Here is a 13,093-nt window from a genome sequence, read left to right as displayed (position 1 = left end):
ACTTTAAGATTCTAATCCCCAGCGACTAAGAACTTTACTTTCCATTCGCTTAAATACAATTTGGTCGGCAATTGTGCCGATCACACCGATAATGATAATAATCCCGACAACAAGTGCTGAATCACCGAAGTCAGAGGCGTACTTTAATGTGTAACCTAACCCTGGCCCTGTGCTTAAAATTTCACCAGCCATTAATGCACGCCAGCCGAACGCCCAAGCAAGCCTCATCCCTGTTACAGCGTGTGGGATGGAAGCTGGAATGATAACCTTCCAAAATAAATCCATTCCTTCTGAGCCCATTGTCTTCGCAGCTCTTAAATAAAGCGGTGGTACGTTTTTGATACCGATCCGCATATTAATTGTCATGACAAATGTTCCGCCTAGCACGACAATGAAGATAACCGCTGTTTCGGATAAGCCGAACCAAATAATTGCGAGTGGAAGCCAAGCAATACTTGGCACGCTCTGTAAAGCGAGAATTAAATTTCCTAGCGTTTGGTCAGCCGTTTTCCATTTTGCAAGCGTTACTCCTAACAATGTTCCAAGCACAAGCGCAATGCCATAGCCGATAAATAAATGCTTAAAGCTTGCTAGTAGATCCTGTAATAGCGTTAAATCTAACGTTCGAGCCCAGAGTGTCTGTAATACTTGCAGTGGTGATGGAAATGCAGATGGCGGCCAAATGCCCATTCCATATAACAATTGCCAAACCGCGATAAATCCAATATAAAAGAGTAGCTGCTTCACCTTAGTGTTCATATTGCAATTCCTCTTTCTTTACTTTTTCAATTTCCTTTCCAAGAACCTGCATGATTTCATCTTCCATTTCGACCATTTGCTCTCTTACGTTTGTTCTTGGACGCGGTAAGTCAACACGATAGTCCTTGATAATACTGCCTGGACGCGTTCCCATTACTAAGATGCGGTCTGACAGCTTAATCGCTTCACTAATGTTGTGCGTAACAAACAAAATCGTTTTCTTCGTCTTCAGCCAAATATGTTCGAGTTCTTCATGCAGCATACTTCTCGTCTGCTCATCGAGTGCCCCGAACGGTTCATCCATTAATAAAAGCTCCGGGTCCATCGCAAGCGCCCGGGCAATTGCAACACGCTGCTGCATTCCTCCAGAAAGTGAATGCGGATAACTATCTGCAAACGGTGCTAGGTGCACCATCTTAAGATGTTCCATCGCAACTGATTTTTGCTGCTCTTTGCTCATTTTCTTCCGAAGCGGAAACATCACATTTTCTAATACGCTCATCCACGGGAAAAGCGCTGCCTCTTGAAAGACCATTCCTTTATCAGGACCTGGCTTTTTAATTTCCTGTTGATTGAGCAACAACTTTCCATCTGATGGTTTGACGAGCCCTGAAACAATCGAAAGCAAGGTCGATTTGCCACAACCAGACGGGCCTAGCAGCGAAATGAATTCGCCTTTTTCGACCGAAACATTTATTTCTTTTAGAACGGTTAATTCTTCCTTATCTTTGTAAGGGAAGCGTTTATTAACGTCTTGGATTTCGAGAAACATAGTGCCATCCCCTTATATTTATAATTCCTATTTGTTTAATCGGTTTTAAAAAATTATAACAGATGATACCGATATGTCAATGGGTATTAACCTAAAAACCACCACAGGTTACATCCCGTAGTGGTTAATTAGCACTTTTCATTTTTATTAAGTAGATGGTTACGGTTGAGGCAATGCCAAGGAGCAGGATTTTCACAAATAAGAGTGGAATCATGAAGGCTACTGAATAGCCGATTGCGAGCCAAAGCAGTGCAATGACGATGATTTTTGACTTAAGCGGAATTCCTTCACCAGAGCGCCACCTTTTGATATAGCCGCCTAAAAGCTTATGGTTCATTAGCTTTTCATAAAGACGTGGTGATGACTTGAACAAACAATAGGCTCCTAATAATAATAGCGGAGTTGTAGGAATTAACGGCAGCACAATCCCAACTACACCGAGCGCAATGGATAGATAGCCAATGCCGATTAAGATATATTTATAAAGATTACGCATACAAACGTGCCTCCAAACAATACTTCAAACACCTTACATTATAGCACGAGAAAGCAAGAGAAGCAGGAAACCATCAAACGGTTCTCTGCTTCTCTTGTTCACGGCGTACCACTTTTGCAGGCAGCCCGCCTTTAATCCGTAATGAAACAAGCGGTTCTGGGATAATTTCTTTTTCCAAATGGTGAAATGAGAGACGCTCACTTAAAACTGCTAAAATCAAGATTGCTTCCATTATCGCAAAGCGCGAACCAATACAGCCCCGTGGTCCCCCGCCAAACGGAAAATATTGAAATGGCTCATACGTTTTACCAGCGGCAAAGCGCTCCGGCCTAAAAGAAAGCGGTTCAGCAAACACCTCAGGGTTACGATGAATTGCGTATGGGGAAATGAGAAACGAACTTTTCTTCGGAAACGACTCACCGAGCATTTGAACAGGTCCTTCTGATTCTCTTAAAATAATCCATGCCGGCGGATAGAGCCGAAGTGTTTCATCAATGACCTGCCTTGTATACGATAATGTTTGCAACGACCCAAATCCAAATGGCCGCTCGCACTGCCTTACTTCCGCAACAACCTTTTCTCTTATTTCAGGATGCTTGCTTAACGAATAGAACACCCATGTTAAGGCATTGGCGGTTGTTTCATGGCCCGCAAGCAGCATCGTCATCATCTGATCACGAATTTCCACATCAGAAATGGGGTTCCCGTCGCTATCCTTCGTATCAAGCAGCATCCCCAATAACGAATTTGTCGAATGCTTCCCTTCCTTTGCTTCCTGCAATGTTGTAAAAATCATATCCTCTAACGTAGCAATGGCCTGCTTATGATCCCGATTCCCTTTCGTCGGCACACTCATTGGTAAAATAAGCGGTGAAAATAACGCCTTAGCCGTCTGCTCAATCGTCAAATCAACCGCTTCCGCTAACTTTTCCTTCACACCATCTACGGATGTATCAAACATTGTTTTCGTTATAATCGATAACGTCAGCTTCATCATCTCACTGTGAACATCAACGGTCTGGCCGTGCTCAAGCTTTTGCGCTAATTTCTCAGCCTCACGAATGACCGTCTGTGCATACGCTTCGATCCGCTCCTTATAAAAAGCTGGCTGCATATACTTCCGTTGCTGGCGGTGCTTTTCATTCTCTGCAGTCAGCAGCCCATCCCCGACTGTCCGGCGCAATACATCCGATGAACGGCCCTTCTTCATTTCTTGTTCATGTGTCACTAAGACAGCACGCACAAACTCAGGCGAATTGACGACATAAGCTGATTGAAACGTACTAGTCCGCAGAGAAATAACATCACCTTTGCCCACTAACCTCACTAAAAAATGAAGCGGATCTCGCTGAAATTCAATGAAATTTTTAATTCTTGAGCTTTCGATATCAACAATTCGACTCATCTTAATCCGTTCCTTCCGCACAATACTGTAGTTAAAACAATAACAGAATCAAAAGGAAATTTCAGGTTTTAATGGGTTGCTCAGCATGTTCAGTCGGTTCAAAATCTGGCGCAACCGCTTTTTTCACAAAGAGCGAAATAAGGAAGGCAACAAGACTTAAGCTTAACGCAAACCAATAGGCATGATGAACACCAAGCGTCATCGCCTCATTCATCATCTGCTCTGTCATTGGACCTGTTTGCTCAGCCAGGTAGCCATTCTTCCCTTGTGTCATAATACTGACGAACACCGACACACCAAGAGCACCTCCGACTGGCTGCAGTGTATTCGCAATCGCTGTCCCATGCGGATACAAATGCTTCGGCAGGGCGTTCAAGCCGTTCGTCTGCGCTGGCATCATAATCGCTGAAATTGACAGCATCAACACAATATACGCAAAAATGAAAAAGCCTACCGGCACGGATGCATTAATTTTACTAAAGAAAAGCATCACACTTGATAATACGATTGTGCCTGGAATGATCAGCTTGCGCGGACCGTATTTATCAAATAGATTACCCATTACAGGCGACATCAGTCCGTTTAACAATGCTCCAGGCAGAAGTAGTAACCCCGCTACCTTTGCACTGTAGCCGAGCGGACCTTGCAAATACATCGGCATCACAATTTCTGAGGCAAACATCGCCATAATGACGAACACAAAGAGCGTAATTCCACGTGCATAGCTTTGATATTTGAACACCCTGACATCTAACAGCGGTTCCTCCAGCTTCAGCTGACGTAGCACGAATAACAACAAGCTCAGCAGGCTTCCAGCAATAATCGCGATGATTGACGGTGATAAGAATCCTTGCCCATGTTCACCTGCACTGCTAAATCCATAAATGATCCCCGCAATTCCGATGGTTGAAAGCACGATTGAGAGTACATCCACTTTCGGTTTCGTGACTTCCCCGACATTTTGCAAATATTTTAGCGCAAACAAAATGGAAAAGATCGCAAATGGGATAACAGATAAGAACAACCAACGCCAGCCAAGCATATCAACAATAACCCCTGATAAAGTTGGCCCGATAGCAGGAGCAAACATAATCACTAACCCGAATGTTCCCATAATCTTTCCACGAACCTCAGGTCGATAAAGCAGTAAGATAGCATTCATAATAACAGGTATTAACAGTCCTGTTCCGATTGCTTGAATCATACGGCCTGCTAACAGCATCGGAAAATTAACTGCACTTGCGGCAATAACCGTCCCAGCTAAGAAGATACTCATCACACCGATAAACATTTGTCTCGTCGTGAATGATTGAATGAGCAGTGCCGAGATTGGCATGAGCACACCCATTACAAGCATGAACCCCGTTGCGAGCCACTGCACAGTTGGAGCTGGCACTTCAAACACATTCATTAATTCTGTCAGCGCAATATTAAGCAACGTTTCATTTAAAATGGCAAAAAACGCCCCGATCATAAACGTAATTAAAATCGCTTTCGTATTTACTTTTGCTTCCATCCCTTTTCCTCCGTTCTCAAAGTTGAACAGCAGGCACGAAATCAAAACCACCAGTGTGAACTGGTGGTTTGCTCTGCGGCTGAAAGCCTCTTTTACCGGCCTCGGCCTTAAAGGCCCACTGAAAGGGTTTCCCTTATGCACCACATTCACTCACCAATTCTAAAGAATTTCCTTATTTTTTCTTATTTCTTTGTCCTGTGAACGGATCAAACTCTTCGAACAATGTTAACTGGTCAGCTCGATAGTCTTCCACCAGCTGATTTCGAATGTAGTCTTGTATTCGCTTCTTGTTTCGACCCACCGTATCAACATAAAAGCCTCTACACCAAAATTTCCGGTTTCCATATCGGTATTTTAAATTGGCATGTCGATCGAAAATCATGAGACTGCTCTTCCCTTTCAAGTAACCCATGAATTGAGACACACTCAATTTAGGTGGGATACTAACTAACATATGAATGTGGTCCGGACAGGCATTGGCTTCATGGATCACCACACCTTTTCGTTCACATAGATCCCGGATAATTTGTCCAATACTCTTTTTATATTTTCCATAAATAATCTGTCTTCTGTACTTTGGCGCAAACACAATGTGATACTTACAATTCCATGTTGTGTGTGCTAAACTATTCATGTCCTTCAAGGGGCATTCCTCCTTCTATGGCGAGATAAAGTGGTCGGGAAACCAACTTTATCTTACCATGAAGGGGGATTTTTTTATTACCACGCTATAAGCTATCTAGAACCCCCGGCATAGCCAGGGGTTTTCTAAACCATTAAAAAGCCTCCCATTCATTTTTCTGAATAGGAGGCAATGAGAACATACAGCAAGGCAGACTTTCCTCGCTGGGTACGGTCATTACTAATCCTATTCAGAAAAAACACCGTTCACTATCATCTTTTCTGAATAGGAAAAATAAGCACGTACTCATCTAGCTCGGGCTCATCAACAAAAGTACAGACTAATCCTATCCAGAAAATCATTTCGCAACCTATAACGAATGTTTTTTCATAGAAACAGGATTAGTTAATCATTGTACTTCCTTCACCCTTCCGACATATAATGATCTTATCTTAAACAAGAATTTACAGGAAAGTCAAGACTGTTAACTTTTTAAGAGGTCTAGCATATGTAGAACTTCTTTACTTAATGCTTTCAAATCAACATAGCATTCTTCAGCCTTTGAAGAGTTTCCTTGATTGAAATAGTTAATCGCTTGTGCACATGTTTCATGAAATCTCTTATGAAGACTGTCTAACTCGGCAAATGTTTGATTCCCACTGAATTGTGTCTTTCCTTCTCCAAAATACCATTTACCTAATCGGCACAAACGATGGTCCTTCACCTTCTCAGCATCTAATTGAATACGGCCTGCAAGCATGTTTTCAATTTTCCAACGCCAGAGAAGATGATCGGTTTTCGCTAAATCGATAATATTGTTTGAAGTTAGACTTACTGTATATCCACTAATGTCATTTCGCAGGTTCTCAGTTACTTTACCTAATTCAAACAGATTCGTGGAACTATCTGAAATGTCTTCTGTTGTTTTCGTCATCGTGTGCTTCATATCGGAAATCGTTGCCGTTATTTCTTCAAAGGTAGCTGATTGCTCTTCAATCATCGGCGCGATTTCTGCGATTTCATGAATACTCACCTCTAAGTACTCCATCATTTGCTGCATATTTTGATGACATTCGGTAATACCTGTATGACTAACCTCTATTAAGTTCGTCATGTCACCCATCTCTTCAGAAGTTTTCGTTGCTTCCTTCTGAATACCTTGCACATTTCGGTGGATATCCTCGACTGATTTCTTCGTTTGTTCAGCTAACTTTCTTACCTCATTTGCTACGACTGCGAACCCTTTGCCTTGCTCCCCTGCACGCGCCGCTTCAATTGAGGCATTCAATGCTAATAAGTTTGTTTGTTCAGCAATTTCATTAATCAAGCCGACCATTTTCCCAATTGAGCCGACTTGATCGTTAAGCGAATCAACTTGCTTGGTTAAGATTTGGAAATTATTCTTTACTTGCTTCGTGTTGCTTACAGATTGATTTAATTCTTCCTGCACCTCTTGCGCCATCGTTCCAGCTTGGCGGATGTTTGTTGTTGCATGTGTATTATTCGTTGACACAGATTGTACGGAGGCTGCTAGCTCTTCTGATGCCCCTACAATTGCATCCAAGTTCGTCCCAAGATTAACCGAATCTTGCTTTACTTTATTAATAAATGAGTTCTCATCTACGCTTAATTTGACGATGTCAGTTAAGTCTAATGACAGCTGATTCATATTTTTATCATACTTATCGAGAAGCTGATCAACGAGAAGGCCTAGCTCATAGCAAGCATGGTCTTCAGCTAAGTTCAGCCGTACCGTTAAATCACCCGCAAGCGCTCGTTGCAATATCTCCTTTACTTCCTTCGTTTGCTCCCCCACTACCTCATGCGGCTCAATACTTTTACTTTTGAGCTTTTCATAGATTACCGTTAACATACTTCACACCCCTACACCCAAGTATTGTATGAAATCCAAATATAAGTCATTTTTAGGCTGCACTCCCTATTATTTCACAAAATACTTTTCAAAAGATAAAAATAATTTTAAAATTTTGTTAATTTTGTAGTCTTTTCATACTATTAATACATAAAAAAACTTACCAACTACTAATAGCTGATAAGCTTCATCACTCTTAATCCTCATCCTTCACATCAAGATCTTCTGGAATCGGTTCATTGAGTATTTCTTCAATTAGCGCCTTATATTTTTCCATCTGCTCTAAATGGGTGTTGAATTGGTCTTTATTAATGAGGTATTGCTCGCCATCGTGAACGGTGCGAATTCGTTTTTGTTGAATTAAGCTCTTTATATATGATTCTGGAAAAGCAAGATATTCGGCTGTTTCCTTTATTGTTAGATACATCATCTTCACCTTTATTTAGTTTAGTTGTGCAAGAACTTCGCTTAAGCTTCCTGCAAAGCTGACACCCAGTTCAGCTTTGTAATCATTCAAATAAAAAACATGAGATGGCTTCAAGCCTATTACGAAGCATTGAAGCCCTAACAAGTTGAACTGCTTCACCAAGCTTCGAAATGCATTAACACCTTCGTTCGTCAGCTCTCCAACACCGTTAAAATCGATTAAAATTTGCTCATATTCACTAGTATAACAGCTGTTAAGCAACCGTTCTTGGTTAACGGCAATTAACCTATGATTAATATTTCCGAAGAGAGGAATCAACGCTATATCACTTGTTAAGGTGATAAATGGACAGGACAGCTTCTGGATTTTCAAGATTGCCTGCTCGACTTCTTCTTTTCTTTCCAGTAATTCAAAGTCTGTTTCAGCAAGGCGATGGCGATGTTTCTGAACAAGCGCTGTTAAGTCTGCAATCTGGGAGTCCTTTTCAATACAGATTACATGCCCAACCTCGTTCTCCCACTGAATTGAAACAGTAAAGAGAGCGACAGGCGAATCATTCGTATGCATGACTAATTCTGTTTCCTCTCGTTCCACCGAACCACCCAACACCTGAACGGCTTTCCCCTTACTTTCATCATCTATTAAAGAAAGAAATTGCTCACTTGAGGCAAACTGTTCCTGCGCAAGCTTAGAGGCAGATAAGATTATAAAGTCCTTATCAACCTTAAAATAAGGATAAGGCAAGAAATCAGTTGCTGACATTTTTCTTACTCCTATTCCCTTCCTCACTAAGCCAAGCACTCACTTCCTCTAAACTCGTGAGAATCTTCGTTTCCTGTGAGCAATATAATGAGAAATCATAAGCAGCGGTTAATCTGCCTCCAACCATAATTGTCGGCTTATGCTCTATGCTTTCAAGTGTTTCCACATACTGCTCAAGACGTTCTGCATGATACATAATTGTTACAGATAAGCCGATCAAATCAGGCTTCCATTCCTTTGCAGTTGTCTCTGCATACTCCAGCGGCAAGCTCGGTCCCATCAGCCGAACATCCCATCCGTTCTCTTCAAAGAGAAGAGCTGTCATTTTCAAACCAAGATAATGCTGCTCTTGTTCTAAGCATAGAAACATCGCTTTCGGTCTTTCCTGAATTTCTTGCTTGTCCTGCTGTTTCTTCACTTGAAAATGATACCGTGTTATCACAAAATCACAAGTCGTCGTTGCTAGGTGCTCATCAGCGACGGTAATCTTACCAATCTCCCACCACTTTCCAATCATCCGCATCGCTTCAGTTATAAGGGAGTTAAAGATGTAGAGTGTATCTTTCTCTTTATGAAAGTCACTCTGGATGAGCTCCCACGCTGTATCTTGATCTCCGGCAAGAAAGTGTTGAGCCAAATCATTTACTTGTTGGGGCAAATTTATCACCTTACCTTTACTCAGCCTTTGCAGCTAATGCCTCGTTGGCTTTCTTCAATAGACGCAGATAGCTGTCTGTCTCTTCTGTATGCTCTGTTTCTTGTAATACTTTTTCAATCCGTACAAAGTTATCAATCAAAAGAGTCGTTTTCATTCCCCGAGATGTTAAGATCCCATCTAACCAGAGTGCGTAATCGACAAATATTTGGTCGTTACGAAGCTTGTATGCGGTATGCAGCTGCCGAAAGTGGTGCTGGTTATCATCACGGCATTTATCTTTTCCAGCCTCACCATACTTGTCTAATAAATCCGGGAAATCTGCATATATATCTTCTGTAATCTGATCGACCATCTGCTCTACGAAGGTAGCGTTCATTCTGCCACCACCTTGTATCGTTGAACAACCGGCTTCACAGATGCAAGCTCTTGGTCAGGGTAATTCTTCTCTAATTCGTGAACCTTCTTATAGGCCTCACTCGATACCCAGTTCAAATAATCTTCCTTCGTCTCCCACTCCATATGAACCGTTAACTCTTCCGGCTTCACGTCATTTTGCAGCAATTGAAACGAAAGAAATCCTCTATAATCATCAACAAGCTTAGACCGCTTGCGGTAGATCGCAATCACTTCTTCAGCCTTTTCTGGAGGTACGTTCACAATCGAATTTACGATATACACTCAATCCCTCTTTTCTAATACTGAAAAATTCATTCTAAACCCAAACAACTATTCGAGCCTATAATCCCTATCTTACCATTATCCTCATCTTGTATCGAATGAACAACTCATGCATTCTAGGGGGCAATAGGGATTTTAGCTAACTTCGCCTAATTTCCTTACCTCAAAAAGCTTTCCATCCTCACAAAACAACATGTATAGGCTAATAATCCTATGAAAGATTACTCAATTTCAAAAGGTATTAATTACGTAATGTCGAATTACATAATAATACAAATATTTTAAGTTTTTTGTATTATTATGTAATTTGGGGGTGGAGATGGGTTGAAAAGTTTAAAATTAAAATTAATCATGATTATCGCATCACTATTATTTGGGGGGCTTTTGGTTGTTTCACTCGTTAGTTACTTTACATCAACATCATTGCTAAAAAACAGCTTAGAAATCGAAGCCACGAAGGAAGCGGTTAATTTAACAAATCAAATGGACGTTTTCTTACAGCAAAAAAAGGCAACAGTTGAGACTCTTGCAGTCGCAGCTTCGAAAAACTTCGGAAACGATGAATTGCAGTTGAAATTAATCCAACAAGCAAAAGGTAGCTTGTCAGGCTTTGAGACAGTCGTTTATTCACATGACCTTACCGGCAAAAATGTAATCACCGATACAGAAGCGGTTATTGATGTTTCGGATCGCTCTTACATTAAAGAGATAGGCGAAGGAAAGATTGCCATTATGGACCCTGTCTTTAATAAGGCAACAGGGAACCTCATTACAGTAGTTGCAGCTCCAATTAAGATTAATGAAAAGCCGGTTGGATTCATTGCTGCTGGTATTCCCCTAGAGGAAATCACCAACTTTGTAAAGGATGCGAAATTCGGGGAAACAGGTTATGCTGGGTTATTTGGTGCAACCGGAAGAATTATTTATCATCCAAAGGAAGAAATGATCGGAACCGGAACCATTCAAGATTTTAATGTAGCAGCACTCACTGAGATTTTCCAAGAAATCCAGAATGGCAAAAGCGGTACAAGACTTTATACAATTGAAGGTGTTGAAAAGCTTGCCGCATTTGCATCAACCGAGGATAAATGGGGTGTCATCTATGGTGCACCTTCCGAAGAACTATACGCACCTGTAATAAAACTTAGAAATATATTGCTCACCCTTTCACTTGCTTTTCTAGTCATTGGTTCAATCAGTATGTATATTGTTGCAAGAAAGATTACAATGCCAATTCAACGGTTAAACCAGGCCTTTACTGTGCTTGAATCAGGAAACCTTTCTCATGAACTCACCCCTGCTGGCAAAGACGAAGTTGCTCAGCTTGGATACAGCTATAATAAAACAATCAACAACCTACAGCAGTTAGTGCAAGGAGTGCGCGAATCCACTAACAATGTAAAATCATCCGCTCATTCATTTTTAGAAGATATGACCGCTGTAAATAATGGTGCACAACAAGTCTCTAAGACCATTTCCGAGCTAAGCAGTGGTGTCGAGACGCAATTAATGAGTGTCGAAGAAAGTACAACAGCGATGGCAGAGATGACCTCTGTTATTCAGAAAGTTTCCGAGAACGCGACACATGTTGCCAACTTTTCCGAGGTTGGTGTCAAACATACACAAGAAGGCAACGAAGCGATCAAGAAGACGATGAAACAGATGGAAAAAATAAGCTCTGTTGTCCACGAATCAGCAAATGTCATTAAAGGATTAGGCAGCCGTTCCAATGAAATCAGCGACATTGTTGGAGTGATTACTACCATTTCAGAACAAACCAATCTACTTGCTCTTAACGCCGCAATCGAAGCTGCCCGAGCAGGCGAACATGGAAAAGGCTTTGCAGTTGTGGCAGATGAAGTAAGAAAGTTGGCGGAGCAATCAAATCAATCTGCAGGTCAAATCGTCAACCTCATTAAAGAAATTCAAAGTGACACAAACCAGGCAGTAGAAGCAATGAACAACGGCGTCCTAGAAGTAAAGCAAGGAATAAATGACGTTACACAAGCAGACCGAGCTTTTGATGTGATTCTTTCTTCTTCCAAGGAAATGTCAGCTGAAATCCAAGAGGTCTCAGCAGCAACACAACAAATGTCAGCATCAGCCGAACAAATCATGGCTTCCATTGAAGAGCTTAATAAAATTGCCCAAAAAACCGTCGAACATTCAAGGGAAGTTGACACAGTCACAGATGAGCAATTACTAATTATTGAACGCATCTCAAAAGAAACAAACGAATTAAACCAAACAGCCGAAACTCTCGAAGAGGCCGTGAATCGATTTAAAATGTAAGAGCTTTTTCCTTCGAAAGAACCTTACCAACAAGCTCAGCCGGTAAGGTTTTTTCCCTTTATTCGCTCATCTCTACCCCGAAAATCGCTACGTTCTGATTCGTTAAAACAAACTGACTCTCCTTCCAGCACAATGTGTTTAACACATATCCCAAAGCGTCCGCATTATATCTTCCGGCGATTTTTTGATAGGCTAATAACTCAAACACACCGTTAGAATCAAAGTCAACTGGATATAACCCACTTAACGGGTTCACAAAACCAGTGATTGGGCTTTTCAGCTTGCCGTCTTCATCATATATTTCATTTAAATACTCCGCATCCCTTGTTGAAATATCAATGATATACTTCTCATTATTCTCCTCGCTAATCACTTGCACTTTGTAGTTATCTTGATATGTCACTTCATACTGGTACTGCTCATTATAGTCGTTAGAATCAAAAAGCAGCTGTGGAGTATTGCTGATAAAGGAATACAGATAATCATACGTAAACGCACCACTACCGCCTGAATTAATTCTAATCAGTATATCCGCTACCCTATTCCCATTAAAATCTCCTAAAAATAACGTCGGGTTATAGCCTGCATTTTCCTTAAGCGGAACACTTGTCGCGGCACCTGTTCTTCCATCCTGGACAAGAAGAGTAATATTTTGAATGAACGGACTATCCTCAGTCTTCGTTCCCGTTAAATACACATTATCAGGCATGCCATCCCCCGTTACATCTCCACGAGCAAACGCAACAATCATTGGAGCCGTCATATTCGCCCTCGAATAATATTGATACATAAAATTCTCCTTTTATGTTGTAGTAGTATGTCATTTATATTCT

At 41.3% G+C, this 13,093-nt stretch carries 14 protein-coding genes; 1 reads left to right on the top strand and 13 read right to left on the bottom strand.

Going from position 1 to position 13,093, the window contains the following annotated elements:
• Nucleotides 1–3: 3 nt before the first annotated feature.
• From LC040_18580 to LC040_18525, 12 genes are all read right to left on the bottom strand, one after another.
• Complete coding sequence (locus LC040_18580) at nt 4–759, bottom strand: ABC transporter permease (GenBank protein WLR51144.1); 756 nt, start codon at nt 757–759, stop codon at nt 4–6.
• Nucleotides 749–1,531: an ABC transporter ATP-binding protein gene (locus LC040_18575; GenBank protein WLR51143.1), complete on the bottom strand. Its 783-nt coding sequence runs from the start codon at nt 1,529–1,531 to the stop codon at nt 749–751. Before LC040_18575 ends, LC040_18580 begins: the two co-directional genes overlap by 11 nt.
• Before the next feature lie 124 nt (nt 1,532–1,655).
• Nucleotides 1,656–2,027 (bottom strand): YbaN family protein, encoded by a 372-nt coding sequence (locus LC040_18570; protein ID WLR51142.1) that lies wholly within the window; start codon nt 2,025–2,027, stop codon nt 1,656–1,658.
• 73 nt (nt 2,028–2,100) lie between these two features.
• Nucleotides 2,101–3,432, bottom strand: coding sequence for a cytochrome P450 (locus tag LC040_18565; GenBank protein ID WLR51141.1), 1,332 nt, complete (start codon nt 3,430–3,432; stop codon nt 2,101–2,103).
• 61 nt (nt 3,433–3,493) lie between these two features.
• Nucleotides 3,494–4,948 carry an MDR family MFS transporter gene (locus LC040_18560; protein ID WLR51140.1) on the bottom strand — a complete coding sequence of 485 codons (1,455 nt, stop codon included), beginning with the start codon at nt 4,946–4,948 and terminating at the stop codon, nt 3,494–3,496.
• A 172-nt stretch (nt 4,949–5,120) separates the two neighbouring features.
• Nucleotides 5,121–5,582, bottom strand: coding sequence for an IS200/IS605 family transposase (gene tnpA, locus LC040_18555; GenBank protein ID WLR53341.1), 462 nt, complete (start codon nt 5,580–5,582; stop codon nt 5,121–5,123).
• A gap of 472 nt (nt 5,583–6,054) precedes the next feature.
• The gene (locus LC040_18550; protein ID WLR51139.1) at nt 6,055–7,443 is read right to left on the bottom strand and encodes a methyl-accepting chemotaxis protein; all 1,389 of its coding nucleotides are present in this window, start codon (nt 7,441–7,443) and stop codon (nt 6,055–6,057) included.
• Nucleotides 7,444–7,639: 196 nt separating this feature from the next.
• Complete coding sequence (locus LC040_18545) at nt 7,640–7,870, bottom strand: excisionase family DNA-binding protein (protein ID WLR53340.1); 231 nt, start codon at nt 7,868–7,870, stop codon at nt 7,640–7,642.
• Between the two features lie 15 nt (nt 7,871–7,885).
• Nucleotides 7,886–8,632 (bottom strand): hypothetical protein, encoded by a 747-nt coding sequence (locus LC040_18540; GenBank protein WLR51138.1) that lies wholly within the window; start codon nt 8,630–8,632, stop codon nt 7,886–7,888.
• Nucleotides 8,619–9,290, bottom strand: coding sequence for a cobalamin B12-binding domain-containing protein (locus LC040_18535; GenBank protein WLR51137.1), 672 nt, complete (start codon nt 9,288–9,290; stop codon nt 8,619–8,621). Before LC040_18535 ends, LC040_18540 begins: the two co-directional genes overlap by 14 nt.
• 16 nt (nt 9,291–9,306) lie before the next feature.
• Nucleotides 9,307–9,666: a hypothetical protein gene (locus LC040_18530; protein WLR51136.1), complete on the bottom strand. Its 360-nt coding sequence runs from the start codon at nt 9,664–9,666 to the stop codon at nt 9,307–9,309.
• On the bottom strand, nt 9,663–9,968 hold the full coding sequence (locus LC040_18525; GenBank protein ID WLR51135.1) for an antibiotic biosynthesis monooxygenase: 306 nt from the start codon (nt 9,966–9,968) through the stop codon (nt 9,663–9,665). Before LC040_18525 ends, LC040_18530 begins: the two co-directional genes overlap by 4 nt.
• Nucleotides 9,969–10,292: 324 nt before the next feature.
• On the opposite strand from LC040_18525, the gene LC040_18520 reads away from it, so the two are divergent.
• Entirely contained in the window at nt 10,293–12,260 is a 1,968-nt protein-coding gene (locus LC040_18520) for a methyl-accepting chemotaxis protein (GenBank protein ID WLR51134.1), read from the top strand.
• Between the two features lie 58 nt (nt 12,261–12,318).
• On the opposite strand, the gene LC040_18515 is transcribed toward LC040_18520, so the two are convergent.
• On the bottom strand, nt 12,319–13,050 hold the full coding sequence (locus LC040_18515; protein ID WLR51133.1) for a VCBS repeat-containing protein: 732 nt from the start codon (nt 13,048–13,050) through the stop codon (nt 12,319–12,321).
• Nucleotides 13,051–13,093: the final 43 nt, after the last annotated feature.

This window comes from Bacillus tianshenii (assembly GCA_020524525.2).
Lineage (GTDB): Bacteria > Bacillota > Bacilli > Bacillales > Bacillaceae_N > Bacillus_AV.
This window is presented reverse-complemented; position numbering and strand designations above follow the sequence as displayed.